This is a genomic window from Verrucomicrobiota bacterium (assembly GCA_016200005.1).
Classification (GTDB): domain Bacteria; phylum Verrucomicrobiota; class Verrucomicrobiia; order Limisphaerales; family PALSA-1396; genus PALSA-1396.
Window position 1 is genome coordinate 1 of sequence record JACQFP010000057.1, and the last position, 23,735, is coordinate 23,735.

At 55.5% G+C, this 23,735-nt stretch carries 22 protein-coding genes and 1 pseudogene; 1 reads left to right on the plus strand and 22 read right to left on the minus strand.

Annotation, left to right across the window (positions count from 1 at the left end):
• Positions 1 to 381: 381 nt before the first annotated feature.
• The 18 genes from wcaF to HY298_19920 all read right to left on the minus strand — a co-directional run bounded on the left by wcaF (position 382) and on the right by HY298_19920 (position 19,847).
• Positions 382 to 987, minus strand: a complete 606-nt coding sequence (gene wcaF, locus HY298_19835; GenBank protein ID MBI3852515.1) for a colanic acid biosynthesis acetyltransferase WcaF — start codon at positions 985 to 987, stop codon at positions 382 to 384.
• Between the two features lie 27 nt (positions 988 to 1,014).
• Positions 1,015 to 2,187 (minus strand): glycosyltransferase, encoded by a 1,173-nt coding sequence (locus tag HY298_19840; GenBank protein ID MBI3852516.1) that lies wholly within the window; start codon positions 2,185 to 2,187, stop codon positions 1,015 to 1,017.
• A 350-nt stretch (positions 2,188 to 2,537) separates the two neighbouring features.
• On the minus strand, positions 2,538 to 4,025 hold the full coding sequence (locus tag HY298_19845) for a hypothetical protein (protein ID MBI3852517.1): 1,488 nt from the start codon (positions 4,023 to 4,025) through the stop codon (positions 2,538 to 2,540).
• A gap of 173 nt (positions 4,026 to 4,198) precedes the next feature.
• Positions 4,199 to 4,972 (minus strand): class I SAM-dependent methyltransferase, encoded by a 774-nt coding sequence (locus HY298_19850; protein ID MBI3852518.1) that lies wholly within the window; start codon positions 4,970 to 4,972, stop codon positions 4,199 to 4,201.
• A gap of 63 nt (positions 4,973 to 5,035) precedes the next feature.
• Positions 5,036 to 6,151 carry a glycosyltransferase gene (locus HY298_19855; protein ID MBI3852519.1) on the minus strand — a complete coding sequence of 372 codons (1,116 nt, stop codon included), beginning with the start codon at positions 6,149 to 6,151 and terminating at the stop codon, positions 5,036 to 5,038.
• Positions 6,148 to 7,401, minus strand: a complete 1,254-nt coding sequence (locus HY298_19860) for a glycosyltransferase (GenBank protein ID MBI3852520.1) — start codon at positions 7,399 to 7,401, stop codon at positions 6,148 to 6,150. Before HY298_19860 ends, HY298_19855 begins: the two co-directional genes overlap by 4 nt.
• Before the next feature lie 10 nt (positions 7,402 to 7,411).
• The gene (locus tag HY298_19865; GenBank protein MBI3852521.1) at positions 7,412 to 8,422 is read right to left on the minus strand and encodes an NAD(P)-dependent oxidoreductase; all 1,011 of its coding nucleotides are present in this window, start codon (positions 8,420 to 8,422) and stop codon (positions 7,412 to 7,414) included.
• 100 nt (positions 8,423 to 8,522) lie between these two features.
• A complete protein-coding gene (locus HY298_19870; GenBank protein ID MBI3852522.1) occupies positions 8,523 to 9,293 on the minus strand; it encodes an FkbM family methyltransferase in 771 nt (256 codons plus the stop codon).
• Between the two features lie 137 nt (positions 9,294 to 9,430).
• Positions 9,431 to 10,060, minus strand: a complete 630-nt coding sequence (locus tag HY298_19875) for an acyltransferase (GenBank protein MBI3852523.1) — start codon at positions 10,058 to 10,060, stop codon at positions 9,431 to 9,433.
• Positions 10,047 to 11,054, minus strand: a complete 1,008-nt coding sequence (locus HY298_19880) for a glycosyltransferase family 2 protein (protein ID MBI3852524.1) — start codon at positions 11,052 to 11,054, stop codon at positions 10,047 to 10,049. Before HY298_19880 ends, HY298_19875 begins: the two co-directional genes overlap by 14 nt.
• A gap of 131 nt (positions 11,055 to 11,185) precedes the next feature.
• Positions 11,186 to 12,397: a glycosyltransferase family 4 protein gene (locus tag HY298_19885; protein ID MBI3852525.1), complete on the minus strand. Its 1,212-nt coding sequence runs from the start codon at positions 12,395 to 12,397 to the stop codon at positions 11,186 to 11,188.
• 11 nt (positions 12,398 to 12,408) lie between these two features.
• On the minus strand, positions 12,409 to 13,512 hold the full coding sequence (locus HY298_19890; protein MBI3852526.1) for a glycosyltransferase: 1,104 nt from the start codon (positions 13,510 to 13,512) through the stop codon (positions 12,409 to 12,411).
• Positions 13,513 to 13,524: 12 nt separating this feature from the next.
• The gene (locus tag HY298_19895) at positions 13,525 to 14,265 is read right to left on the minus strand and encodes a polysaccharide deacetylase family protein (protein ID MBI3852527.1); all 741 of its coding nucleotides are present in this window, start codon (positions 14,263 to 14,265) and stop codon (positions 13,525 to 13,527) included.
• Positions 14,266 to 14,299: 34 nt separating this feature from the next.
• Complete coding sequence (locus tag HY298_19900; GenBank protein MBI3852528.1) at positions 14,300 to 15,028, minus strand: methyltransferase domain-containing protein; 729 nt, start codon at positions 15,026 to 15,028, stop codon at positions 14,300 to 14,302.
• A gap of 34 nt (positions 15,029 to 15,062) precedes the next feature.
• The gene (locus HY298_19905; protein MBI3852529.1) at positions 15,063 to 16,487 is read right to left on the minus strand and encodes an ABC transporter ATP-binding protein; all 1,425 of its coding nucleotides are present in this window, start codon (positions 16,485 to 16,487) and stop codon (positions 15,063 to 15,065) included.
• Complete coding sequence (locus HY298_19910; GenBank protein MBI3852530.1) at positions 16,488 to 17,444, minus strand: hypothetical protein; 957 nt, start codon at positions 17,442 to 17,444, stop codon at positions 16,488 to 16,490. It abuts the gene before it with no gap.
• A gap of 7 nt (positions 17,445 to 17,451) precedes the next feature.
• Positions 17,452 to 18,897, minus strand: coding sequence for an MBOAT family protein (locus tag HY298_19915; GenBank protein MBI3852531.1), 1,446 nt, complete (start codon positions 18,895 to 18,897; stop codon positions 17,452 to 17,454).
• Between the two features lie 440 nt (positions 18,898 to 19,337).
• Complete coding sequence (locus tag HY298_19920; GenBank protein MBI3852532.1) at positions 19,338 to 19,847, minus strand: YdcF family protein; 510 nt, start codon at positions 19,845 to 19,847, stop codon at positions 19,338 to 19,340.
• Between the two features lie 1,449 nt (positions 19,848 to 21,296).
• Between HY298_19920 and HY298_19925 the strand changes: the two genes are divergently transcribed.
• Positions 21,297 to 21,677 (plus strand): hypothetical protein, encoded by a 381-nt coding sequence (locus tag HY298_19925; GenBank protein MBI3852533.1) that lies wholly within the window; start codon positions 21,297 to 21,299, stop codon positions 21,675 to 21,677.
• 235 nt (positions 21,678 to 21,912) lie between these two features.
• Here HY298_19925 and HY298_19930 read toward each other — a convergent pair.
• From HY298_19930 to HY298_19945, 4 genes and pseudogenes are all read right to left on the minus strand, one after another.
• Positions 21,913 to 22,302: pseudogene (locus tag HY298_19930) on the minus strand (ABC transporter ATP-binding protein).
• Positions 22,303 to 22,638: 336 nt separating this feature from the next.
• Positions 22,639 to 22,941, minus strand: coding sequence for a type II toxin-antitoxin system RelE/ParE family toxin (locus tag HY298_19935; protein MBI3852534.1), 303 nt, complete (start codon positions 22,939 to 22,941; stop codon positions 22,639 to 22,641).
• The gene (locus HY298_19940) at positions 22,938 to 23,174 is read right to left on the minus strand and encodes an addiction module protein (protein MBI3852535.1); all 237 of its coding nucleotides are present in this window, start codon (positions 23,172 to 23,174) and stop codon (positions 22,938 to 22,940) included. The genes HY298_19935 and HY298_19940 overlap by 4 nt, the downstream gene beginning before the upstream one ends.
• Positions 23,171 to 23,692, minus strand: a complete 522-nt coding sequence (locus tag HY298_19945) for an ABC transporter ATP-binding protein (protein MBI3852536.1) — start codon at positions 23,690 to 23,692, stop codon at positions 23,171 to 23,173. The genes HY298_19940 and HY298_19945 overlap by 4 nt, the downstream gene beginning before the upstream one ends.
• Between the last annotated feature and the right edge of the window lie 43 nt (positions 23,693 to 23,735).

Below are 23,735 nucleotides of genomic sequence, written 5' to 3' on the forward strand. Positions count from 1 at the left end.
CTACCGATATCAATTGACCCGCCAAGGCCGGCAGATCGTGACGGCGTTGCTGGCCGCCCGCCAGGCCGACGTGGAGAAACTCATGGCTCTGGCCGCCTAAACTCTTTGTCAAAAATGCATGAACCTTCGTCATTGTATTACGGATCAAAGGCTAAAATACTGAAAAGCTGAAACGTGAAACGTGAAACGTGATGCGTGATGGGTGATGCGTGATGCGTGAAAAGCGGAACACGGATCAAAGCAAAAAGCTGAAATTGGGAAAACTGAAAATTGAGATCTAACCGCGAAATACGCGAAGCACGCGAAAGACGGCTGATTAAGATTAAGAGTAAGAGTAAGAACCGTTAGAGGACGGAGAGACGGAGGTCAGACGACGGCGTTTCATGATTCGCCCTGCGCTGCAATCACGCGTTGCTTGATAAGTTCCGCCGGGTTGCCACGATAAATGCCGAACGGTTCCAAGCTCTTAGTCGCAACCGAACCGGCGGTCAGCACGGCATGAGAACCGACGCTGACACCGGGGCCGACGAAGCAGGCCGCGCCAATCCACGCCCCCTGCTCCACTTGAATGGGTTTTGTGATCAGGTCGAAGCTTGGAGACTTGTAGTTATGATTTCCTGAACAGAGAAAGGCGCGCTGCGAGATGCAAACATTGTCAGTAATAGTGATGCGTTCCAGATTCAACAACCAACATTCTTCACCTAACCAGACGTGATCGCCGAGGGCCAGCTTCCATGGAAAGGTAATCTTAACGTGCGGCTTGATGACCACCCCACGCCCCACCGTTGCTCCGAACCACCGCAGCACCGTGCATTTAAACCGAGACAACTTCAGCGGGCAAAGCTGGAATAGAATGATGCTTACGATAAGCCACAGGGGCTCCTTGAACGCGCTCGCCCCGCGGTCAAACCCGCCCGTCGTGAACTTTGATAGATCAACCCGCAATTCGGGATCTAAACTAGTGACCTCTGGGCTGCCGCCTTTCATCATTTCAGTGTTTCCAATTTCCGTATCTCAGGATTTCAGGTGAACACACTTCGGCCTATTCTCCTGCCCGAGCAGCCACTCATAAACCTGAATCAAGTTTGCGATCGTCGTCTCCAAGCTAAACTGGCTCGCGAATGTCGTCGCCTTGACGCTCATTTCTTGACGCTTCTGCTCCGGCAATGCCATGGCTTCTCGCAGTGAAGCGGTCAACGCTGTCGCCGTAGGCGGGATATACCACCCGGCACCTCTCCCGGGTAACTCCTGCCACGGCGTACCGGTGGTAGTAATGACCGGGAGACCTGACAGAAGAGCCTCGGCGATGGAGTTCCCAAAATTCTCGAAATCGCTGGGCATCACAAAAAGTTTTGCCGAGGCGAGGGCGGCCCACTTTTTTGCCTGATTTAGTTCTCCTGTGAACAGAACGCTGTCAACACAGCGCACTTGGCGAACTAGGGCTTCAAGCTTACTTTTGTAACCCCGTTCGTCCGGGCCGGCGAGCACCAGCAGCCACCGGTCATGATGTTCACGCAAGGCCGCCCAAGCTTCAATGAGACGCGGCAATCCTTTAACGGGATGCATTCTTCCTAAATAAAGCAAAATGTCCTTCCCGGCAGGGACGCCGGCGCCCTTCTGAAACTCTGCGCTGGACAAAACAGCCGAGACGGCCGACGGCGCGACCGGGTTGGGGATGATTGCCACGGGATTACGAAGTCCGAACTGACGAAGGTGCTGGTGTTCGAGTTCTGACTTCGCATGGAGGCACTGGGCCTCGTGCAACGCCTGCGCCTGAAACCAGATGCGCACGGGTAACTTTTTCCACCAATGATAACTCAGTGCAGTCGGGGCCAACATGCCACAAGTAGCCACCAGATGAGGTAACCCACGGCAGCGTGAGGCGAGGTATGCAGAACGATGCACATCCGTCCATAGGCCGTGCGAATGGATGATCTCACACGGCGCTTGAGCAAGGGCGCGGGCGAGTCTAGGGGAGCGGCGGAAGGTTCCCCACCGGGAGCGGCCAAATGTCGAAGTCTGCACACGAGGAGCGAAAACAATGGGTAGGCCATCATCTGGGTGGATGACACTAAAAACCTCTACGTGACACCCGGCTTCGGCCAAGCCTGCGGCGTACGCCGCAAGCGCAAAAACCGGACCGCCTTGCGCCCGACCGAGGTAGGGGATAACATGAGCCACCTTCATCCTAACTGGACTGCTTTCCAAACCTGGTGTGCATGAATTCGGTGAGTCTGGACCGCCATTGCAAACACTCGTGGAGGATCGGCCAAACCGGCGCTGCTTGTCTGGATCTGCAGTGGCAGCACGGCGAGGCACACAGGACTTCCGCTGCGAAGACTCGATCCTGCTGGTAGCCTTATTCCCAGTTCCAGCCGGACCGTTTCTTCGTCCATACCTTTCGGCAAGTTGAAAAAGGTGGTCCGATACCCACGATGAATCAAAGTCACAGCGTAAGTGACCACCGCAGGCAAGGAGCGCGCCACGGCCGTACTCGTACAAAGAATAAAGTGCCCAATTTCTGCCATCGTTCGCCTCTAATTCGTTGTACCCGGTGTGGCTTTCTTTGACACGACGCTTACTTGTAACCCATCCCCACCCGAACTCAATCTCTTACACGCAATAACGGACAACCCTCCGCCCCCATTCCGCAGCCTCTCCCGCCGACTAACTTCCCCGCATATCAAGTCGAGGATTCGCACGCCTAGATAAACTATCACAAGGTTTCGTAAAGGATTGACTAGCCACTCCACATAATTACGCTCAAAGAAAATCAAGAGACTAAACGAGAAAGGTACGCCCAATATGACTGATCTTGCCGTAATCTCTCCGTACTGCAAGCGCCTCCAGACGCAGCCTATAACAGCGCCCATTCCCGCCATACAGACTAGTGCGCCGTACCAATTAAAGTCAGCATAAACTGCTGCTATGGGTGTTGAGAGTTGGTCTTCAAACGCTAGCTTATATTCCAGAATCATAGTACGTTCTTCATCTGGAACGTCGTACTCACCCCCACCGATCCCTGGTTTCGAGGGCCACAACAACTTCGGGATCATTTTCTTGGCGCTGATCCAAGCGCACTTTCCCAACAAGAACCGCCCTTCCTCTCTAACCCTCGCCGCGACTATTCCGGCCGGCTCTTCTAGACCGGCCATGCGGAACGCGCTGTCTTGTTCAAGAGACCCAACGAATTCGTTATGGAGCGCCGGATCAAAAAATAGCACCGAGTGAAACGCACCCGGCAACAGTTGGATGTTTTGCCTAAGGTCGTTGTAACCAACATCGTCTGGATCATCGGGTCCGCCGCTCAATCGCTGACGCAATCCCACTGTGGTAGTTAAGTAAACTGTAACGACACCGACCACACACAGAACGTAATGTCTCAGCTTCCATCTGAACCCCGGGCGCCGACTCTGCAGGAGGGGAAAAATGGTCATAGCGAGCACATAAAATCTTCGGTTGCAGAGGACGAAGAAGAGCACCGGGAGGATTATGGAACTTGCATACGTCAAAAAGTAGCGGTTGGCATTGCCGCCCTTGCCTGCTTGCCATCGAATCCCAAAGCCTAGCACACCCAGAACCATGTACCCGGTCGGAGTAAATTCCTTCATTGTTGAAAGAAACAATTTTGGCAATATTTCCGCCGCTGTCGCGTAAGTAACTCCCAGAAGCACGGTCGCGTAAATCCAGTATGCCGCGACCAGTTGCGAGACGTTCCACGTCTGCGCCGAACCGACAGGTAGGTTCCCGGAAATGGCGCTTTTGTACCCTAGCAGTAGCGCAAAAAGACAGGCGGCGGCATACACCGCAGTTATGGGATAGTACGCGTAAGAGCCCGTGTTTTTGATAAGCATATCGTCGTATGCCCAAAGGCTGCACGGCACATTACCTATGCCGTAATACAAAGCGAACGCCGCCGACACACACGATGCCGGGTTCAGCCATCTCAGGTTACCGGTGGTCTCAAGGCCCCAGTAAAGCGGAATCGAACAAACGCAAGCCAGCAGCCCGAAGACGGTGGACATTATCGCGACACGTCCATAACCCACCGAGTGGGACAGCCCTAGCAGACAAATAATGAGCGCCACACCCAGCCCGACAGTCAAGCAACGCATATTAAAGAAGTTCGACACCCTGGTCGAGACCGGCGAAACACGAGAGTCACGCCGGGCTGCGGCGCGTGGTGCGCGAGAGGTTTTTAGCATTGGGTACCCTTGATGGTTCTGACTAAGAAGGTGCGCGTTTGGATTGGGGAGGCTCTCCCACCCTCGATCAGATCGAAAGCGCGCAAGCCGGTTCGCAAGCTGCTCCACAGAATTAATCTCAGAAGACTCCTCAGCCCAATAATGGCGGGCCCGGTCTCCCGAAATTCGATCTGGACAAATCCAGTCAATTTTAGGAACTGCTGAATCGCAGGTGCGGAGTAGGCACGGCAGTGGGTGATGTCTCCCCAAACCAACTCACCTCCCCGGACAGATCCGGCGTTCGGTAACTGCATGATCAGCCGGCCGCCCGTGCGCAGAGCCGTGTGGCAATCCTTCAGGAACTGTCTGGCTTGGTCCAATGACAAATGCTCAAAAAGATCGATCGCCAGCACGACATCGTAACTATTTGGGTGTTGTGCAAGGTACTGGAGCGCGTCAGCCTCAATCGCTTCAGGGTGGAGCCTCCGAGCCAGGGACACCTGCTCAGCGGAACGATCCAACCCGGCCACACGCGTGTAGCCCCAGGCTTTAAGCGAATACAGCATGTTTCCATGCCCGCACCCGACGTCCAGAATCGCGGCATCTTTGGCGGGCGGCAGCCAGTCACGCAGATAATGGGCGTAGGTCCGCGCGAACCGGTTCAGAGACTTCTCGTCGCAGCCCACAACATCACCAATCTTGGTGCTGACGTACCTTTCGTACGCCTCATCTGCCACGGAAAGCGGCCTACTGATTCTGTTTGGTTCTTCCTTCATCAACTCGCTCAAGGTTCTGTTCAGGGCCGAACCGAAATCCCGCACGGCCCGGACGAGCCCTAATGAGACCCTGACTTAGCGGCCACGGCCATCATGGAATGCCAAGATTTCGTCTGCCGCGCCATCCCGAGTATAACGAGAATCCCGGCACCTCCGGTGACCCGCTGCTCGTATACGAAGCCTCTCCTCAGGATTGGCCAGGTAGTATTTGACTTTCTCCGGCAAGTCGGCTTCCGACCGAAAGACCGCCACCTCGTGACCGGCGCTGAAGAAACGGCCCAGTTCGACCGTATCCTCGTGCAGCAAAAAGCCACCGGCCGCCGGAATCTGCCAAGTGCGGGTAGTGACACTATCACCGACGCGCGTACCACCACCGGGTTCGCTCAGGAGGCCAAGGTTGACCTTCGTAGCTCCATAAATGACCGATAGTTCGTCGCCGTAGGCTCCGCCTCCCCGCCAGCACCTGCGTAGGTTTGCAGCCGAACGTTCCCAGCCGGGCCCCCAAATGCGGACGTCGTTGCCGGGGCAAACCTGCACGATGGCCCCGAGGAACTTTTCCTTCTTGGGCGACCAGCACCCAACGAAGGAAACATCGCAACCATAGTGGGCGAGCGTTTCCTTGGAAAGCGGTATCGGGCGATGGACTTCCGGATCGAAACCGTGCATGACCAACCGGAGCGCTCGAACCCGGGATTTCAGCGCCGGATCATCAACATGAAATGATTTGGTCGTGAAAAGACAGTCATAGAGCGGAAGGCAGGACCAGATTTCCGGACCGTGGTCCAGGAAACTGACATCGGGGTAAAAACAATAGAGAGCAAATCCCCGCCGGCGAAAGGCCTCAAGCGTGGAGGCGCGAAGCATCGTGCCCTTAAATACCAGGAGAAAATCAATGGCCGGGTTTTCCAGATGCCGAAGAATGGCCCGGTTGTAATTCGCAACGAACTGGGGACGGCAAAGGCGGCGCAAGATACGCAAACTGAAGATTGACCAGTTCAGAGGGAAGGAATCCTCGGAACTCACCTCAATGAGGGCATGCCCCCTTCGGCGCAAGGCCGCCGCCAGGGCCCGAGCGTCCGATCCCCACCAGCCAGCGCCGAGAAACAGTATCAGACGACCACCTGGCTCATTGCCATAACGCTCCTCATGCATTCTGCTTACCGGTTCGGATGCTGTTGGAATGAATTTCATGGCTGGTTTCCTCCCAGCATGGATCGTAGCCTCCGCACTACGGGTCGGTACTGCTCGTCGTAGTTGTAGCGCTCCAAGTGCAGCCGGCGGCCGTGCTCCGCCATCCGTTTGTGGAGTGTTTTGTCATCCAGCAGGCGATGCACCGCGGCTGCCGCGCCTTCCACCGAATCCCAAGGAATGCACAACCCGAAGCCCTCCCCTTCGATGAACTCCACGGCCCCCGGATTGCGGTCCGCAATCTGAGGCAGACCCAATGCCATGCACTCGAAGCGCTTATTGGAACCCATCGCCTGGTACTTCCAGTTGATGTTCACCGGCTCGAACACGGTCCACCCAAGGTCGGCGCCGGCGATGGTGGCGTAATGCTCCTCGAAAGACTGAAAGCCTGGGTTATGGAAAATAACCCGCCCGGCGACCCCCAGCTTGAGCGCCATCTGCTTCAAGCCCTCAGCGTATTCGGGGCCGGCCTTGCCCTTGATAACGAAGAAACTATTATTCGGCCATTGCGGCATCGAACGTATTGCCAGTTCAAGGCCATGCGTGGGCCCGACCCAACCATGGTACAGGACTATTCCAGAATTCTCGGGAATTGCGTGGGCCAGTGTCTTTCGCAAAGTCGGCTCCGGTAGCCGCAGGATTGGGCGCGTGCAATTTGGAACAATCAGAGTTTTTTCAGGGTCTATTCCTGCTTTTTGAGCAAAGACCTCAGCGCGGGATTTGTCACAATTCGTGATCAGATCCGGGAGTTTTGCGTTGCGATAGACGTAACGGTTGGCCAGTGCCACGCTCCAACTTTCGCTGTGATCCTCCGGGATGTGATGAAAATGCCAGACTAGCTTCGCCCCATTCCGCCCAGCCGAATTCCCCACCGCGAGTGCCGCATCCGCGTCGCTAGCGATTACAACGCCCGGATGCAACCCCCGAACCAGCCGCCGAACGCGGCGGTGCAAGCGCCACACTTCCAGCATCCGGGCCGACAGAGGTCGCCGCACGCCGAAATTCTCGCCTAAGGAGAAACGCTCAATCGCACTGTTCAAGCCCGCTGCTGCATTCTGCAAACCTGGCTTTCGACAGCAGGCAATGCTTACCCGAAAGCCTTCCTCAGCGAGGATGTTTGCCTGGTGGAGGGTAGGCGGAAGAATCTCGACGGGCGGCCGGGTGACAAACAGTATACGCGTTGCCCGGTTTAGGGCATCACCATGGAAACTCTTGCGGTCTCTGCGCTCATATTTTACTTTTAAATTTTCCATACCGGTTGTCCTAAGCCGCCTTCATTGCGTAGCGCTGCCAGTAATCCAAACACCGTCGAATGCCTTCTGTTAATGCGGTGCGGTAGCGGAAACCAAGCGATTCCTGTAGTTGTGTAGAGCCATAACGTGCGAACACCCCTTCCGGCTTATCGGCCGTGTTCATCAGTTCAAGCCCGTTGCGGCTGCCATACACGATCTCCCAGGCCAGCGATGCGTAGTCGTTGAAACTGGTCGCGATGCCGGTGGACAGATTCACGCCACGGCCATCAGCCACCTTTTCTGATACCGCCAGCACGCCGTCAATACAATCCTCGATGTAAATGAAATCACGCATTTGGCGACCACTACCCCAGACGGTCATGGGGGTTTCGCCTCGCACAGCGCGCGTCAAGATGGCGGGAAACGGGTAGGTCATGTCCTGGTCCTCGCCATAGCCGGAGAAGGGACGGTAGCAAGTGATGTGGTGGCCGTGTCGCTCGTGGGTCAGCCGAGCCAGGTATTCGCCTGTAAGTTTAGACCAGCCGTAGGTCAGATCCGGCTGACCGAGAAACTCGCCTTTGAACTCGATCATATCCTCGGTCAGTTCCCTGTGATGATCGTGCCGTTGGTGGGCAACCGGATACGCGGCGGACGAACTGAAGTAGTGGACACGTTTCGGGAGATATGCCAAGCGCGACAGCCAGTAGAAAAACTCGGCGTCGATGGACAGATCCACGGCCACGGCCAGGGGATCGTTTTCGATCACCAGTCGGCCCCCGACTACGGCCGCCAAGTGCACCACCACGTCGTATTGAGGCGTGTGAGACGGAGGACGCCGGAAGAAGTTGCGGCAGTCATCCCGAATCAACTCGACTCGCGATGGTTCCGGTCGCAGATGAGGCATCCAATTTTCGAGAGGCTGGCAGCCTGAACCGGGATAAAGATTGTCCACCAACGTCACTTCATATCCGCTTTTTGCCAGCCGCGCGCAGACATGTCGCCCCACGAAACCGGCTCCGCCGGTGATCAATGCTTTCATCATGTTGATTTTCCTCGTGTAACTTTTGCGAATTCAGCCGGCGAGCAAAACTCCTGCCGTGCCCAACGATACCTTCGAGCGTGCCTCCGTCGGTTTTGGAATCTCACCATTGATTGGACTTGCGGAAAACACCGTTCGCTCGCACGAACGCCAAATCGACCTGGCCCAAGGCACCATCAAAGGGCCGCCGATAGAATTCTGTGATGTCGTAAAGCTCATAGCCTCGTTCTGCCATGAACTGTATGAGCTCTCGCGTCATAGGTTGCGCTGCACTTTCAAAGCGAAAAAGAGAAGTTTCGAGAATAAACACCTCCGTTCGGCCAAAGCATGTCGCAGCCCCTTTGAGAACTTCTAATTCAAATCCTTGAACATCCAGTTTGACGAGGTCGGGGCATATCTCCCGTTTTGACAACAGGCCGTCCAGAGTCACGATCTTTGTTTTCCGTTGCTTACCGGTGCCAAGAAGTGAATCATCTGCTTTCGGCAGAAACGACGAACCCATGAGATCGCGGTAAACGCTCAGGACGAGTTCACCCTCTTCGCTTCCAGCTCCTGCGAGCACATACTCGACATTGCGATGCTCGCCGCATAACGCATCAAGGCAGGCCGTCATTTCAACTTGAGGCTCGATCAATAGAAAATCTGCTTCTGGAAAACTCTGCATCGCCATCCGCGTCCACCCTCCGGTGTTAGCCCCGACGTCAATGATTCCGCGACATCGAAATCCGCGCGCTCGGATGTCTTCGAGAAACATCCCCAGATTGGCGATTGGCCTTTCAACGGTTCCAGGGACAAAAAACTTCGGCGACACGCGTACCAAGCGACAACCCAACAGTAGAACCATCGCGTCGGCAATTCTTCGGAGCCTGTTCATTTTAGTGTGTTCCAAGCAATAACAAAAGACATCGATGTCGGTCGGCGGTCCCTGAGAGACTTGTCGTCCCGATAAACCGGGGAATTGGGACGGACCTTTATTGAGAAATGCTGCCTCGTTCAGGTGCTAGTGATGCATCAACAGCCAGACCTGATTCTCCTCCGAATGAGGCGCGCCGGCGCTCCAGCCCAGATCTCCATCGCAGGAATGGACGTGGTGACCACGGTGTTGGCCCCAATGACGGCCCCGCGCCCTATAACAAGACGTTCTGGCGGTTTGGTTTGAATCAGAGAGCCCCGCCCAATCCACACGTCATCTTCGATGATGATGGAGCTGCTGACATCCGGTTGTTCTTTGGTTGGCCGAAGCGGATCCTCAAAAACGTGGGTTGTATCCCGGATTGAAACGAATTCGCCGATGAGCACATTGTTTCCGATCGAGATTTGTCCACCACTGTGCAAATGGAAGTCGCGGTTGATCCAGAACTTGTTCCCAATGGTGACCCGGGCCTCAGGATTGACGTCGATTTCAAACATACAGCGGTCGCCGAGATACGAGTCGTCCCCCAGGCTCAGAAAGCCTCCCGGCGTCACCAAAAGATCGCGCCCCAGACGGATTCTGCGTCCCTTCCGACCCTTCGTGCAGCACTTGATATAAAGCAGAACGAAGCGCTCACGAAGACAGACCCACCGTCGGAAAGCCAACACGAGGACGACGAATGGCGCGCGCCACCCATAACGGCGCCAAATTGTTTCAACTCGGTTCATGTGACTTGGTTTCAATGCCGCCTGGCTTCTCAATGTGTGGATAAGCCTTCCAGTTCGGGGCGACTGTTCGCGGCTCGATGTTACCCATGGCCGTGGCGTATGGGAAGCGGCTTGGCGACAACGCCCATCGCATATCTTCCAATTCGCAATTTGAGAGTCGCCAGAGCGCAACTGCGTCCTTCAACCAGCCACGCAGAATATATCGGGCCAGGAGGCGCAGATGGATGCCGACGAGATTTCGCATTGCTAAGGTCCGCTCCGATTCCGACAAGGGACAGTTCGGATGCAACAAGGCATCTCTTAGAATCCGAAACGATTCAGCCTGGGCCCCGATTGTTCGGCACCACCACCCCCTTTCAATTAGAACTCCCCCTTCCTGCTGCCCAGCATGGTAACGGTAAAACACCAAGCCTTGGATGGTGAAAAGAATCTGATGTCGGCGGGCGACAGTCAGATTGAATTCCATGTCGCTGGAGAGGTGCATGACCGGAAACCCGCCCACCTCCCAGAAAGTGTCTTTGCGAACAATGGCGAATGTAGGACCGTGACCCAACCCGCCGCTGCCCAGAAAATTGAGCCGATAAGCATCTCTGGGGCCTAACGCTACCGGATAAGCCCACTCCTCCCTTGGTTGATTGGCAAACCCCAGCCCGGCTTGCGGGAACATCTCCATCTGGTGGGTCATCACGTCCAGACAATGAGGATACAACATGTCATCCGCGTCGAGATACTTCAGGTACTTGCCTCGAGCCAGTTTGGCCGCTCGATTTCGATTCTGGAACTGGCCCAGATTGATCTCGTTGACAAACAAGCGCACGCGCTGGTCAGAGGCGTAGCGCCGAGCGATTTCAACCGATCTGTCTTTTGAGCCGTCATCCACAACGATCAGTTCGAAGTCGGTGAACGTCTGCGCAAGCACGCTCTCAATGGCCTCCGCGATGTACTGCTCGCGGTTGTAGGCTGTCATCAGGACGCTGACAAGGGGGTTACTCATGGGGAAAAGTTCAAATCTGAAAGCAGAAATTGGAAATCAGAACACCAGACTGCTTGCTCCAAGAGCACGGGACGGCTTGCATTGTCAAAAAGCATAAATCATCAGTAAATTAGAAAGTTGAAGTCAGAGGCTCATCGTCCAAGGCGGCGCTGCGCACGGCGCAAGTTCTTGGCGAGCCAATTAGGTACCCAGGGGTGATTGATAAAACTGGCTGGCTGGAACTTCCACGAAACCGCCTCTGCCACGTAACGTCGGTGGTGGTCTTGCGCCTGTCGGATCGCCTCCAAGTGCCGCGCCACTTCCTTTTCGAAAGCATATTCCTCCCGCACCGTGCAGGCCGCCTCGGCAGACATGCGCCCGAGGTAGTCGCGGTCACGATCAAGCTGCCGAACCAAGGCCGTGACTTTGTCCACGTCGCCCAACTGCACGACAAAGCCGCTGTCGCCGTTTCGGATCGCCTCGCGGCAACCACAGGTTTCCGTGACGATGGGCACGCACCCGAATCTCATCGCTTCGAGCACGCTCAGGCCGAAGCCTTCGGATTCTGACAGGAGAAAGGTGAGGTGCGCCGTCTGCCACAATCCGTCCAGTTCGGATCTCGGCAAGAAGCCAGTAAACCCAACGTGGCCTTCCAAACCGCAAGCCGCCACTTGCCGTGTCAACTCACCACGCAACGGTCCGCCGCCTACAATACGTAATCGAAAATCCAGACCCGCTTCGCGCAAGCGACGCGCGACTTCGATCATGTCACCGATGCGTTTGATGTGCGCGAGGCGGCCCGCAAACGCAATTTGGAGAGGCCCGGCAAAAGTGTGCGGGGGCGCCGCGCGCATGGAGGGCAGTCCGAGGGGAATTGCGGTGACCCCGATGTCCGCACCCGCAAGGCGGCGACGGAGTTCCTCTGCTGCCAGGTTGCTGACGGCAAAGATGTGGTCCAGGTATCCCACAAACTCCGTGTTACACGCGAAGTCGTGCTCGTTGTAACCATGACAGGCACCGACGGCGACCGGGCGGCGGGGGCCGAGCAGACCGATCGCGCGGTAGGCCACGGAACTGGTGTTGGGATAGACGATGTCGAATGCTCCATCCCGGATGAAGTCAGCCATCCGGGTAAATACGTGATAACAGTTATCGAATGGCGAGTGGGCAAAGACACCTGCGGTGACACCGGTCGGGGCGGGAGGATTCGGCTCGCTCGCCGCTTCGCGCTGCTCAAAAAGGATATGCACTTCGTAGCCGAGGTTGCGAAAGGCTTCACTCAAATCAATGCAGAAGGATTGAAGACCGCCGATTCCAGAAGGCGATACGAACAAGAGTTTTGATTTGCGTTCCTGGGTGGACATTTACCAATCGTTCAGAGCGCAGCCCTCTTCGAAGCTCCCGCGCTGGCCGGGAACTTCGCCCGGCGCATATGACGGAGGAGTAGCCGCGCAATCTGCGACGTTCCCGCGGTTGAACACAAACCTCGCGCATGAACCGTCGCAACCTTGCGAAGCAACTGCCAACTATTAGTCGGATCGGTGTATGTCAGGTAATGCGCCTGCTTGAGGAGCGACGCGCAAAGTTCGCGTTTGGCCCATCGCCAGGTTGCAAGCTTTTCATTTTTCCGGGCACGCTCCAGCATTTCCTCCAGCAAAGCCAACGCGGGTGAAACTTCATCCGCCGCAATTGCATCGTACGCGCAGAGCAGCGTCCGCAAAGCCGCGGCCTTGTGCTCGTCCACGACGCGTCCAAGATAGCGCGAAAGCATCCGACGCGACACGCTTCTGGCAGATTTCTGCGTTTCCGATGCACGCACCGTGGTGGCGCACGCTGCATGGGTGCGCACCGTCAGCAACGGCTCGCGAAGATTCGCGAACTCCGTCCGCTCCGCCAAGCGCGCCCAGAGATCGTAGTCTTGAGCGGTAATGAAAGTTCCATCATAACCGCCCACCGCACGCACCTCGCTCGCCCGGTAGAGAACCCCGGCATGACTGAGGGAACTCTCCCAAAGTAGCCTGAACTTGATCATCGCGCTTTCGGTCGGCAAGGGCTGGAACCCAATAGCACGACCGTCGGCGGCGATACGATTATAACTGCTAGAAACGGCCCCAACCTCCGGGTGTTGACTGAGAAACTCCACTTGTCGCTCCAATCGCCTTGGATGGCAAAGATCGTCACCATCCGCACGCGCAATGAGCGGCGCGCGGCACACCGCGAGTCCGCGGTTCAGGGAAGCCGCCAGTTTCAGATTGCGCTCGTTACGACGCAGAACGAACCGGTTATCGCGCTGCGCGTAGGCTCTCAAAATGGCCGGCGTCTCGTCCGTGCTTGCGTCGTCCACCACGAGAATCTCAAAGTCGGCAAAGGACTGACACAGCACGCTGTCCAGCGCGGCAGGCAAATATGGAGCGCAGTTGTACACGGCCACCAAGACGCTGACAGCCGGATCGCGCGGTTTGTTTTTGGTTTCCTGCACCAGCATCTTGTGTCAATTCGCCGCGAGTATTCGGGACAACCGCCTGCGGACACGAAAGGAAAGCAACCGACGGGCAATTGGGCTGAGGCGATAACGGTCATGGTGCGTATTCATGGATTCGCTCAGCAGGTCGCGGTAAAGCCAGAACAAAGAGGATTGGTCATTGCGGGCTGGGCCGAGCACGGAACAAGCGGCCACGTAACCGGCTTCCTGCGTGAGGCGAGCGACACTGCGATTGAACGCGCCTCCCGGATAGGCGAAAAACTGGACAGGGACTCCAAGCGCACCTTCCAAATCCTCCTTGCAACCAACGATCTCGTCCCGGGCCTGCTCTGGTAACAACTTGGTGAGATCTGGGTGGGTGCGCGTGTGGCCTCCGATGGTCATGCCCGCACGCAACATTTCCTGCAACTGCGCCGTGTTCATCTTTTCGGCATCATCTTTTCCTCGGTGGAGATGCCCGCTCGTCACAAAAAACGTCGCCGACACCGAAAGCTCCTTGAGTACCGGCAACCCGAAGATGAAATTGTCCAACCACCCGTCGTCAAACGTCACCGCAACGGTCTTTGGGTCTTCAGCCCCGCGTTTGTGGATGTCGTCCACGAGTTCGGCCAGCGAGATAAAGCGGTAGCCGCGCCGCCGCAATTCGAGGAGTTGTCGTGAGAATCCTTCGGGCGTATGCATAAACCGCCAGCCTTCGTTGGCCTCCCATCCGGGCGGCACGGCTTCCACCGGGGCAACGTGATGATACATCAGAATCATTGCGGTGGCGGCTGTTGGGCGGATGTCATCGCGTGCTAGGAACGGAAAGCAATTCGTGGTCGGCGGTTCGTTTGGCGCTCAGCACGACCCCGAAATCAAGGTGCATCATCCGGTTGCGGCGTACCAGCCAGCGGCTAATAGTATTGCAGAAAAATCCCCAGAACCACCTCTTCGTGGGTGACTTAAATATGGTTTCCAGCCAGCAAAAGTCATCCACATGCATGCCGCAGCGCTCAGCCAATTGGTAGATGGTCTGCGGGCAGAACCAGCACGTGTGTTCAGGGTTGATCCCGGTCCAGCCGTCGAAAGCCACGTTAAAAAAGCGGTCGGCCGCGAGGGGATGCGGAGTCGTCACCAGTCCAATTCCGTCTTGACGCAAATGGTACGCGATCGTTTCCAGCAGGGCTCCCGGATTGGGGAGATGTTCGATAAGATCACCACAAACCACGACATCGAACTTCTCTTCCAACCGCATCGTCGTGGCGTCGGCCACAATCATGTTGTAACCCATGCCGTTAAGCTGGACGACTTCCTTCTCCAGGATGTCAACACCGAGCACAGAACTGGCATTTGCGCGAATGACGTTGTGTAACCAACGTTCAGGCGCCTGAAAAAGCCGATCCAGCGAGTGTTGCACACAGCCGAGGTCGAGGACTTTTTTGCCCGCCACCCGGCTGCGGATAAACTCGGTCTTCGGCACATACGGCGCGTGACGAATGGTGGCGATGAATTCCTGCGTGGACGAGTATTTCACTTGGATTCTTCGTTGTTGTTGGATTGGCACAGGCTCATTCGGCCTGCCCAGCAGTTACAATCGGAGGACAACTCGACGGCGTGGGTTCAACGAGAATGTCGCCGTTGATGTAAATCGCGCCGTGATTCGACTGCGGAATCCGGCCTGTTCCGTAAACGTCTGCAGGTTCAACCGTGAAAGCCAATGCCTGTTCCACAAAATCAACCCACGCATGCACGTCCTCCATCAGTGACACGCTCAGGAAATAGGATCCCGGCAGGAGCGGGTTCTGCGGGACATAAAGCCGTGCGACCCCTTGAACCGCGAATTCAGGTGTGCACGTCCGGTTACCGGTCATCAGGTTGTTCAGTGAAAACACCCGCCGTCCCATGCTGTCCTCGATACCGAATCCGAATATTGGCGACGCCACCGGCGATGAACACTTGAACTCAAAACAAAAATACACGGGCTGCCCCATGACGACGTTGTCAACGCCCCGGTGGTCGGCGGTTTCGAGCCACACACGAACCACCGCCGGCTCCCGCGAATTGCGCCGTCCGGGATGGGTTCGCAGATCACCAGCACCCGGTGAATTCGCGACACCCTGCTGAAGATAGAGCGGAATTATTTGGTCTGGCGGTCCTTCCTGTTTTAGCCGGCCCCATTCCAACATAACGATGCGTCCACAAAGAGATTCCACCATCGGCATATTGTGGCTTACAAACAGCACCGTCCTTCCCTCTTTTCCCGCCACAGTTTGCATTTTGCCGAGACATTTTTTCTGGAACTCCGCGTCGCCGACGGCCAGCACTTCATCCACGATAAGGATTTCAGGCTCCAAGTGCGCGGCAACCGCAAACGCCAGCCGCACATACATGCCGCTGCTGTAGCGCTTGACCGGCGTGTCCAGAAACTTCTCCACTTCCGCAAACGCCACCATCTCGTCGAACTTCTTCCTGATCTCCACCCGGCTCATGCCAAGAATTGCGCCGTTCAGGAAAATGTTTTCGCGCCCAGTCAGTTCCGGATGAAACCCCGTTCCCACCTCCAACAAAGACGCAATGCGCCCTCTCACCTTCACCCGCCCTTCCGTCGGCTCGGTAATCCGGCTCAGAATTTTCAGCAGTGTTGATTTCCCCGCCCCGTTTCTTCCAATTATCCCCACCACTTCGCCCTGGCGAACCTCGAAATTTATGGCGCGGAGTGCCCAAAATTCCTCGGTTCGGGAAACGCTGAAATGCTGAGACGCTGAAATATCCTTAAATTCTGAAACGCTGACATTCTGAAATTCTGAAATGAGTTTGGTTGTGTCGCCGGATTTCAGATTGTCAGGTTTTCCGCTTTTCAGCTTTTTGAAAAAGCAAACGGCTTTTTCCGCGATGACATCGCGGAGGGCGACGTAGCGCTGCCGCTCGCCTTGATGGCTGATACGATATTTTTTTCCAAGTCCCTCCACCCGGATGATAACATCATCACTCATTTAACGACCAATCCCATTTCTCATCAAGCCCTCGGCGAGCTCTCGACTGAAAGTGGAAGCGCCTTTGCGGTTGAGGTGACCCGCGTTATAAAAATTTTGTTTTTCCGTGGTAATATGGCTTTCCGAATAGTCGAGGAATAGAGTATTGGAGTTGGTCGAAAGGGACCGGAGGGTTTCTCTCATGAGGGTGAAGTCCACTACGTTGTGCATCTCCTGGTAAAACGGTGGCAGGACCAGAACCACCTTCCTCCCGCTAGCGGCGATTCGAACTATGGCGTCACGGTAGTTCTGCAGTACCCGATCGTTCACTTCGGCCTGGAACAATTTCATGCTCTTGAGGTGCTCATCCTGATCGGGGTCCCAGCCCCGATCAACAGGGGCCTGCCCACTTGAGCCGTTAAGGAGATCAACTCCCTTGAGGTAGTTAGCCCAACCAATGGCGGCGTTCTTATAATAAACGTGAGACACCGCGATCAATTTATAAAAGGGAATGTAGCGGCACTTCCAGGCAAGGTCCGGCTGCACAGCCACCAGGGCATTGTATATGCGTTGGTTTCTAATGTGGGCGGCATACCGCTCTATGGATGTCAAACTGCACGTCGGCTCGAACGAGAAATAGGTTTCAACCATCACCACACATTTGTTGCTGACCGAGTAAGCGTTGTATTCGTCGATTAGCCCTTTGTATTGCGAGAACCGCGTTCCATCGATGCAGCAATTAAAAGAAGACAAGCCGCATTCGCGATTTAAGATCAGAGGGTCGATTCCGGCTTCGCCGACCGAGGAGCCGAAAATAATAATCTCGGGATCAATCTTATGCTCCGCGATCAAGTTCACCTTCCACGTCTGGGAGTACGTGCTGTGCTTAACGCCGAAATCCACCACATAAACAAAAAGGCTCATCCCCAAAAGAAAGAGGACGATAAAGAAAAAGGTGGATTTGAGAGATTTGCGCAAAGGGAATTTAGAATTGAAAATAAATGAACTGGTGAGTCTCGAACACGCCGAATACTATGATTGCAAAAGCGGTGGCATAATAAACCGGCCAAGACACCCAAACTGGCGCCCGCTTAAGCCTAGCAACGGCTCCATTTGCGATAAGCCACTCGGCGAAAAACAGAAATGGTACGAGGCAGACTGAACAAAGAAATTTCCAGTGGGCCAGCCCTAAATATGTGCTGGGTAGGCCGTGGGGGTCCGGGTGGGCCAAGGCAAAAAATGCGCCCGATTCATCCCGGGTGAGGAGGTGCGTCAGGATGTACGTCGCATCATGCAGGGAGCTTGCGCGAAAAAATATCCAGGTAATATTCACCAAACCAAAGGTGAGAAAGACCTTCAGCACCGAAGGAAGTCTGGGAAACTTGAACGTTTTTGCTGCCAACATTTCGCTGATGCAAAAGGCGCCGTTGAGCAGGCCCCAAATGACAAATGTCCAGTGGGCGCCATGCCAAAAGCCGCTCAGCAAGAAAACGATGGCTACATTTAGGCACCAGCGGGGCACCGGCACGCGGTTTCCGCCCAATGGAATATAAACGTAGTCCTTGAACCAGCTCATCAGCGATATATGCCAACGCCTCCAGAATTCGGATATGCTTTTCGAAAAGTACGGCTGCCGGAAATTGACCATAAGATTGAAGCCGAGGATTCTGGCGGTGCCGACGGCAATTTCCGAGTAGCCGGAGAAATCGCAGTAGATCTGGACAGCAAACAGAACCGTAGCCAGCATCAGGGGAAAGCCAGACCACCCTTCCGGTGAATTGTACACTGTGTCAACCATGCCGGCTAGCCGATCGGCAACCACCACTTTCTTGAAGAGCCCCCACAGTATGTGCTCCGCTCCAGAAAAAAGATTGTCCCAGGTAAAATGCCGCTTTTCCTGAATCTGCCGAAGAAGGTGCCCTGGGCGTTCGATGGGGCCGGCCACCAATTGAGGGAAAAACATTACATAAAGTGCGTATCGGCCGAAATGTTTTTCGGCCTTTTGAGCGCCACGGTAAACCTCGATCGTGTAGCTCATCGCTTGGAAGGTGTGAAACGATAAGCCGATGGGCAGTATGATCGCCAGGACCGGAAGACTAGAGTTGAAATGAGACCAGAGGCATAGCGCGTTCCAATTTATTGCGAAAAAATTGTAATACTTGAAGACGGCCAGCATGCCGACGTTTATAAATATGCTAGCGCCAAGAAACGTTTTTCGCCGGAAACCCAATGAGGGTTCAATCAGTAGCCCGGCGAAGTAATCCACAGTGATGGTTACGAAGAGAATCAGTATGTAGGCCGGAATAAAAGCCATGTAAAAAAGGCAACTGGCTAGAAGCAACCAAGCCCACTGGAACCGATGCGGCAACAAAAAGTAGCCGAGCACTACGGTCGGGAAGAAGACCAAGAAGTCAAAAGAGTTAAATAACATCAGTGAAAATCCTTTCGCTCTTCCGGGATGCAAAATTCCGCTCGCAAGGAGGAGGGCAATACCGACCGCAGCCGACAACACAGCGGGCCAGTCGAGCCGAGATTCGCCGCAGAGTGGAGACCAGCAGCTTTCGCCCAGCACGCCGCCCACTGCCTTCAAGAACTAAAGGAGATGCTACTTCTACGGCGGATGTTTTATCAAATGTCCCACGTAATTTTAATATTTCAGACGATAGCAATCCGAACCTGCAAGTGATGTGTTTTAGGACGCAGGAATAAAAAGCGACCTCGTGTCCCAAAGCGTCCAGTTCTCTCGCGAGGTCGCAGACGTGAAATCGTCAGGACGTTAAAATTGCAATGCGCAAGTCTATGACCTATCGGGGTTTCATGGCACCGTTCTGATTTCTCCAAAGGGCTTGGGCTGAGAGGAGCGGAGCGGCGCTAGTATTTCAAAACGTAGTAGATGAATTTCAGAACTTCATTTTGAAAGTTGAGCACACCGCCTTCTGTTTTCCACCAGGATAGGGAGTCGCATTCGCTCGCGGACAGTGCGACAACGCGCACGTTCGTCGCTGTTGTTTTGAGTCGTTTAGTAAAAATCCATTTGGCCCGCCGGGAATGAAACAGATCCGTGGGAATGATGACGCTTTTGGCCGAAGAACTTTTCGCCCATCGCGCCACGGCCAGAGATTCGTCGGAGGTATTGGAAACCGATTCCCCGATTACTGAAATTGCATTTGCAGGAACGCCTTGCCGCAACACCACTTCGGTCATTGATTCTGTTTCACCCTTCGTTATGCCGACGGTGTCCGTTGGGTTTCGTCTGACCTTTACAATTAGAACCCGGGGCGCGAAACCCAGATGATAAAGCCGGGCCGCCTCGAAGGGACGCTGTTGTAAGCCGCCGCCGAGAACTACAATCGCGTCCGCCTTTTCCAGTTTATCATTCACAATCCATGTTTGTGCGCACCAGGTCAGGAAGTCAGCGCGGACCATCCACAACAAAGCGACAATTAAGAATAGATACCCGGGCCGGATCAGCCAACGGCAACGATGCAGCCTCCCAGGGGTGGTATGCGACTCGCTGTGGCTGCATTGTTTGCGACCCGGCTCGGTGATCAGTGCAGGCATGAGAAGGCAAAGGCTGAAATCAGACCGGGGAGCGCACGCGGCCCGCGTGTCGTTTTACGCGCCCTCGCGGAAAACCCAGATCGGTAAGTGAACATCTTAAACCGCAGATGGACGCAGATACCCAACAAAATGCTGAAACGCTGCCCAGTGAAGTAGGAACAAACTTCACGGGCCAATGAAAAACTGAAATGCGGAGATTCGACCGCGGCGATGAATCGACCGCACTCCAGACGCTCCGCGAGGTTTCGACTGCCATCTGCGTTCATGTTCCCCCATCTGCGGTTAGAATTCCGGGACCGTCCTCAGTATTTCCAATATGACATCCGCAATCTCTGCGCTTCGCCCGTCCGCTTGTGCACGTTTGCGAGCATGCCACGCCCGTGTCGGCACAGGCGTTGTGCCGCCCGGCACACGGCGTGTGTCCCGGTGCACAAGGGCTGTGCGGCGCCCGCCAGGCCCTGTGCCGTCGGCCACCAGGCCGGTGGTTGAGTTGACATCGCGTGGGTACATGAGCACGCCTCTTGTTCGGGCAGTCACAAAGGGTGTGCGCGAGGGCGCACGGTCAGCCGGACGCCGCACAAACGCTCTTTGACATCTGGCAACCATGGACATGGCGCTCGCTAAGGGCTGATTTGCAGCAACTTGCATGGTAGGAGACGAGGCACTAAGCAAAAGCTGACAGAGTTGAGAGTTCAAAGTTGAGCGTTGAGGGTTGACCCCGGCCTCAGCTATCGGGGTAGAGGGTTGACCCCGGCCTCGGAGCGCGAACCGCCGAGTCCGCGCGATCCCATCCGGTGTTGGAGTTCACGCTTTAGCGTGTCCGATGAGCCAGAGGGGAATCAGGTGAGCAGCCCTGTTTATGATTTCGAAATCGCGCCTCGGGACCATGAACCATTGGCCGATCCAAGCCGGATCAAAAGCGATCTTGACGCGCGCGTGCCCGGCACTGCCTGTTGCCATCCAGGCCAACGTATTTCGCGCAATAATGCCTTATGTCGGAACGAGTAAGACATTTAAAATATTTGTTGCATCCACAACAGGACGTGGAAAGTTCAAGCATCGTACCCAAGGTATTGCGATGGGCGGAAGGTTCCGCGATGCGCCTTGGTGTTCAGAAGATCCGCCTTGAAGGAGGCAACGCCGGTCCAAAGCGCGCGCGGATGCGCCGCTTCTGAAACACCGTTTTTTCACTTTCCCCAGCCTCACGGTGAAGTTGGGGAATTTCGGTAAACAAACAAACAAACAAACATCCGAAAGGAGGTGAATAGCATGAAGATTAATCCAAAACGGATCGCCAAACGGCTGCAGACGGTGATTGATGGCTGGGAAAGACTTCGACCTTCGAAGACTTTTGCCGGCATGACTCTTGATGACTTCAAATCCAGAGTCGCACCATCATTGAGCACCCGCGTGGACCTGTCCACGCTGCAAACGCAGGCGACGAACTCGCGCACGACGCGCCATCAGTCAGACATCGTCAGTAATGACCTTGCGAACCTGGTGGTCAACGCCGTGAAGGGTGATCCGGAGGAGGGAGAGGACGGGCCTCTCTACGCCGCCTTGGGGTACATCCCGAAAAGTGCGAGGCGAAGTGGCCTTACCCGCAAGAGTTCGACCACTCCGCCCGTGGACACCGCAGCCGGCAAGTAGCCCGCTGCAGTCGGTAACAAGGGCCGGGTCCTTACTCGATCCGGCCCCCTTTGTTTCAACGCGTGGTTGAAAAAAATGTTGGTGAAAAGTCAAAGTATTGCTGCCGCCGGTTAGCTTCTGAGTAACACCACAACTACTCATGCCTTGCGCCATAAATCAAATGAAAAGTAAGTTTTATTTTTCAAGCTCGGCAACGCGGGCAATGATAACTGGATAACGCGGCGGCCTTCCGGGCCAAATGCGCCGCCACCGCAAATGCCAGCCGCACATACATCCCGCTGCTGTAACGTTTCACCGGTGTGTCCAAAAACTTTTCCACTTCAGCGAACGCCACAATCTCGTCGAACTTCTTTTTGATCTCCGCCCGGTGCATTCCCAGAATCGCGCCGTTCAGGAAAATGTTTTCCCGCCCCGTCAGTTCCGGATGAAACCCTGTTCCCACTTCCAACACGCTCGCCACGCGCCCCTTGATCCGCACCCGTCCTTCCGTCGGCTCGGTGATGCGGCTCAGGATTTTGAGCAACGTGCTTTTACCTGCCCCGTTGCGACCAATGATCCCCACCACTTCGCCCTGGCGCACTTCAAAGCTCACATTTTTCAAGGCCCAGAAGTCTTCGGAGGACGGTTGAGAGTTGATAGTTGCCTCCGGCTCGGCTTCCGGCGCGGAGCCTACAGCGTGGAGCGCGACTACGGCTCGGAGAGAGGGTTGAGAGGAATTCGACACCTCACCCTGTCCTCTCCCCGGTCGAGGCGGAGAGGGTGCGCCGCGACGGAACAAAGCGCGAAAGGGAGCGGCGCATTTTTGCGCGATGACGTCGCGGAGCGCGACGTAACGCTGGCGCTCGCCACTCTGGTGGCGAATACGATACTTCTTCCCTAAACCTTCTACGGAAATGATGATGTCACTCATGGGTGCGGGGGCAAGAAGAGTGGAGAGCGGAATCAGGCGGCAGGCATCGTCTTAAAGTATCGGGCGATTTCTTCCGATCCAATACTCGGGTCGCCGATGGCCGTGGGCGACAGCCAAAACCCAGATGGTATCGAGCCAAATGTGGTAGGCGATGTAATAGCGGAACACTTTGAGATTCACGCGTCGGTAACCTTTTGACCTCAGGCGTGGTAGTTCTGGATGCTCCCGAATCCAAAGCATTGTCCTGCGTGCTTCCTCTTTCAAACGTATGCCAAGGCCTGGTTCGATTGCTTCGTAGCGTGCCACCGCTTCATTCAGTTTGGCCTCGGCTTCCTGAAGAATTTCCAGGTTCACGAAGGGAAGCGACGATCGAGATCGGCAAACACATCTTCCAAAGACCTTGTCGTGGCCGCGCCGGTTTCCACCGCTTTCATCCGGCGGCAGATTTCGTCCTCCCAGGCAGCCTCGGCTTGCGGGGAAAATTCCTGGTCGTCTTCAGAAAGCTCCAAGAGGATTCGCGCCAGCACGATTCGCTGGTCGGACGGCAGTTCCAAAGCATCTTTGGCGAGTTCAGAAATCGCTTTCATGGAAAAAAGGATAGGCTTTTGGACGCCAGGTGTCGAGCCTCGGTTTGCTGATTTGGAAGCAGGCCGAAAATATTCTCGCGTCCCGTCAGTTCCGGGTGAAAGCCGGTGCCCACCTCCAACAAAGACGCAATGCGTCCTCTCACATTCACCCGGCCTTCCGTCGGCTCCGTGATGCGGCTCAGAATTTTGAGCAACGTGCTTTTCCCCGCCCAGTTGCGACCAATGATGCCGACGACTTCGCCCTGGCGCACTTCAAAGCTCACATTTTTGAGTGCCCAGAAGTCTTCGGAGGACGGAGGACGGAGGACGGAGGACGGATCGGGCTGGCCTCTGGCCTCTGACTTCCGTCTTCCGGCTTCAGAACTCCGTCTTCCGGCTTCCGGCTTCCGTCTTCTGAAAAGGCTTTTCGCCTTTTCCGCGATGACATCGCGCAGGGCGACGTAGCCGCGTCCCTGCTGCTGATGGGCAATGCGGTATTTCTTGCCCAAGTTCTCGACGGAGATGATGATGTCACTCATCCGAACGTGGCGGAGGAAAACAGCAGACAACTGGAATCGGCGG

Bases quoted from the DNA above. Each gene is read 5' to 3' on its own strand.
- HY298_19875 (MBI3852523.1), bottom strand. From the start codon at position 10,060: ATGAACCGAGTTGAAACAATTTGGCGCCGTTATGGGTGGCGCGCGCCA.
- HY298_19925 (MBI3852533.1), top strand. From the start codon at position 21,297: ATGAAGATTAATCCAAAACGGATCGCCAAACGGCTGCAGACGGTGATT.
- HY298_19860 (MBI3852520.1), bottom strand. From the start codon at position 7,401: ATGGAAAATTTAAAAGTAAAATATGAGCGCAGAGACCGCAAGAGTTTC.
- HY298_19865 (MBI3852521.1), bottom strand. From the start codon at position 8,422: ATGATGAAAGCATTGATCACCGGCGGAGCCGGTTTCGTGGGGCGACAT.
- HY298_19905 (MBI3852529.1), bottom strand. From the start codon at position 16,487: ATGAGTGATGATGTTATCATCCGGGTGGAGGGACTTGGAAAAAAATAT.
- HY298_19895 (MBI3852527.1), bottom strand. From the start codon at position 14,265: ATGTATCATCACGTTGCCCCGGTGGAAGCCGTGCCGCCCGGATGGGAG.
- HY298_19845 (MBI3852517.1), bottom strand. From the start codon at position 4,025: ATGTCCACCGTCTTCGGGCTGCTGGCTTGCGTTTGTTCGATTCCGCTT.
- HY298_19855 (MBI3852519.1), bottom strand. From the start codon at position 6,151: ATGAAATTCATTCCAACAGCATCCGAACCGGTAAGCAGAATGCATGAG.
- HY298_19940 (MBI3852535.1), bottom strand. From the start codon at position 23,174: ATGAAAGCGATTTCTGAACTCGCCAAAGATGCTTTGGAACTGCCGTCC.
- HY298_19870 (MBI3852522.1), bottom strand. From the start codon at position 9,293: ATGAACAGGCTCCGAAGAATTGCCGACGCGATGGTTCTACTGTTGGGT.
- HY298_19945 (MBI3852536.1), bottom strand. From the start codon at position 23,692: ATGAGTGACATCATCATCTCCGTCGAGAACTTGGGCAAGAAATACCGC.
- HY298_19885 (MBI3852525.1), bottom strand. From the start codon at position 12,397: ATGTCCACCCAGGAACGCAAATCAAAACTCTTGTTCGTATCGCCTTCT.
- HY298_19880 (MBI3852524.1), bottom strand. From the start codon at position 11,054: ATGAGTAACCCCCTTGTCAGCGTCCTGATGACAGCCTACAACCGCGAG.
- HY298_19915 (MBI3852531.1), bottom strand. From the start codon at position 18,897: ATGTTATTTAACTCTTTTGACTTCTTGGTCTTCTTCCCGACCGTAGTG.
- HY298_19840 (MBI3852516.1), bottom strand. From the start codon at position 2,187: ATGAAGGTGGCTCATGTTATCCCCTACCTCGGTCGGGCGCAAGGCGGT.
- wcaF (MBI3852515.1), bottom strand. From the start codon at position 987: ATGAAAGGCGGCAGCCCAGAGGTCACTAGTTTAGATCCCGAATTGCGG.